Raw genomic sequence first — 2,708 nt, forward strand, 5'->3', positions numbered from 1 at the left:
CGCCGCCTCCCGGTCGGCGAACGCCGACAGCGTCAGGATGCCGGTCCCCGGCGAGCGGAGCCGGATCTCCCGCGCCGCGCGGCCACCACCGCCGCCGGGCATCCGGATGTCCAGCACGACGACGGCGGGCGCGTGGCGCGCGACCAGCTCGATCACCTCGTCCGCGTCGCGCGCGACCGCGACGACCTCGAAGTCCGGCTCGGCGTCGAGCACCTCGCGCAGGGCGTCGCGGATCATCGGGTCGTCGTCCGAGATCACCACGCTCAGCTTGGTCACCCCGGACCACCGCCCGGGGAGGGGATCCAGAACCTCACCACCGCGCCGCCGCCGGTGCTCTCGCTCAACGCCCACCAGCCGCCCGCGGTCTCCGCGCGCTCCCGCATCTCGATCATGCCGAAGTGGTCGAACACCCGGCGCCCGGACGGCGTGCCGCCGGCGTCCCCGTCCCCGTCGTCCACCCCGACGCCGTCGTCGGCCACCTCCACCAGCGTGCCGCCGTCCACGGAGGTCAAGGACACCTGCACCTCGGACGCCTTCGCGTGCTTGCGGATGTTGGTGAGCGCCTCCTGGAAGATGCGGAAGATCGTGACGGCGGACCCGGGGGGCGGCTGGTGGTCGAGCGAGTGCCGCAGCCGGTAGGTCATGCCCCACGAACCGGCGACGTCGGTCAGGTAGTGGTCGAGGGCCTCGGTCAGGCTGTGCCGGTCGAGCTCCGGCGGGCGCAGCCGGAACACCAGGTTGCGCAGCCGCCCGATGGACGCCCGCACCGCGTCGTCCAACCGGCGCACGACCGTGGCGTCCTCGTCGGGCAGGCGGTTGGCCAGCAGCTGCAGCCGCATGCCGACCGCCACCATGGACTGGATCGAGTCGTCGTGCACGTCCCACGCGATGCGCCGACGCTCCAGCTCCTGCGCCTCCACCAGGTGCCCGACGAGCCTGCGCTGCTCGGTCAGCGTCTCCTCGACCTGCCTGCGCTCGGTCATGTCCCTGGTGACCTTGGCGAAGCCGCGCAGTTCGCCGGACTCACCGAACAGGGCGGTGATGACGACGTTGGCCCAGAACCGGGTGCCGTCCTTGCGGACCCGCCACCCCTCGTCCTCGAACCGGCCCGCGTCCACGGCGACCTCCAGCTCGCGCCACGGCTTGCGCGCGACCAGGTCCTCGGGCGGGTAGAACGTCGAGAAGTGCTCACCCACGATGTCGTCCGACGAGTAGCCCTTGATCCGCTCGGCGCCCGCGTTCCAGCTGACCACCCGGCCAGCCGGGTCGAGCATGAAGATGGCGTAGTCGAGCACGCCCTGCACGAGCAGCCGGAACCGCTCCTCGCCTGCCTTCAACGCCTGCTCGGCCCGCTTGCGCTCGGTCATGTCCCTGGTGACCTTGGCGAAGCCGCGGAGTTCGCCGGACTCACCGAAGAGGGCGGTGATGACGACGTTGGCCCAGAAGCGGGTGCCGTCCTTGCGGACGCGCCACCCCTCGTCCTCGAACCGGCCAACCTCCGCGGCGACCTCCAGCTCGTACCAGGGCTTGCGCGCGACCAGGTCCTCCTCCGGGTAGAACGTCGAGAAGTGCCTGCCGAGGATGTCGTCGGCCGAGTAGCCCTTGATCCGCTCGGCGCCGGTGTTCCAGCTGATCACCCGACCCGCGGGGTCGAGCATGAAGATGGCGTAGTCGACCACGCTGTCCACGAGCAGGCGGTAGGCGTCCTCGGCGGGCGGTTCGTAGTCGGGCTCGGCGGGCAGGTCGGCGGCCATGGCGCCACTGTGCCCCATGCCCCGTTCGGGTGCCACGGGCCGGTGTTCCGGCGTCAGGACGCGACGGGCAGGGCTCCGGCGACCATCTCGCACCAGACGACCTTGCTGCCGCGCTCGGCGTACGCGCCCCACGTCTCGGACAGCCGCTGGACGAGCTGGAGGCCCCACCCGCCCGAGGTCGCCGCCAAGCGGGGGCGGGGCAGCACCACGCTGCCGTCCGCGACCTCGATGCGGAGCCTGCCGCCGTCGCCCAGCAGCCGGAGCACGGGCGAGGTCGCCGTGTGCCGCAGCGCGTTGGTCACCAGCTCCGAGACGACGAGCACGACGTCGCTGTGGTCGCCGGAGTAGCCCAGGTCGACGAGCGTCTTGCGGACGAAGTCGCGGGCCAGACCGGCCGCACCCCGGTCGACCGGCGCGCTGAACTCCACCACCGAGCCGGATACCGAGAGGTCCACGGTCGCACTGTGCCGTATCGCGCGGTCCGTGCCCAGACGCACCGACACCGGACCGGCTAGTGCGCCTGCACTAGTCGAGGAGGCCGTCACGGCGGGCGATGGCGACCGCCTCCAGCTTCGACCTGGCGCCCAGCTTCTCCAGCACGCGCTGCACGTGGTTGCGCACGGTGTTGCGGGCCACGCCCATGCGCTCACCGATCTCGTCCGTGCTCGCGCCCTCGGCCATGAGCAGCAACGCCTGGCGCTCCCGGGCCGTCAGCGGCACCGCGCCGTCCTTGGCACGCCCGGTGAGCTTGTCCAGCACCCCCGCGAGCAGCCCGCGGTCGAACACGACCTCGCCGGCGGCCACCCGCAGCACGGCCTCGGTCAGCTCCTCCAGCCGGGCCGACTTGAGCACCAGCCCCGCCGCACCGGACTCGGCCGCCCGCGCGGGTTCCGTCGGCGGCGCGGTGGTCAACGCCGTGCCCAGCCGCACGTCCACGCCCATCGCGTCCAGCAG

4 protein-coding genes are annotated in these 2,708 nt (G+C 72.6%); all 4 read right to left on the reverse strand.

Annotation, left to right across the window (positions count from 1 at the left end; translation table 11 throughout):
- The coding region (locus AB0G02_RS34375) for a response regulator transcription factor (RefSeq protein ID WP_360802812.1) at nucleotides 1-276 on the reverse strand (276 nt) is incomplete at its 3' end.
- Nucleotides 273-1,754, reverse strand: a complete 1,482-nt coding sequence (locus tag AB0G02_RS34380) for a PAS domain S-box protein (protein ID WP_360802815.1) — start codon at nucleotides 1,752-1,754, stop codon at nucleotides 273-275. The genes AB0G02_RS34375 and AB0G02_RS34380, both read right to left, overlap by 4 nt.
- A 53-nt stretch (nucleotides 1,755-1,807) precedes the next feature.
- Nucleotides 1,808-2,209 carry an ATP-binding protein gene (locus AB0G02_RS34385; RefSeq protein ID WP_360802817.1) on the reverse strand — a complete coding sequence of 134 codons (402 nt, stop codon included), beginning with the start codon at nucleotides 2,207-2,209 and terminating at the stop codon, nucleotides 1,808-1,810.
- Between the two features lie 70 nt (nucleotides 2,210-2,279).
- The coding region (locus tag AB0G02_RS34390) for a response regulator transcription factor (protein ID WP_360802820.1) at nucleotides 2,280-2,708 on the reverse strand (429 nt) is incomplete at its 5' end.

Origin of the sequence: Actinosynnema sp. NPDC023658 (assembly GCF_040639995.1) — a bacterium.
Taxonomy (GTDB): domain Bacteria; phylum Actinomycetota; class Actinomycetes; order Mycobacteriales; family Pseudonocardiaceae; genus Actinosynnema.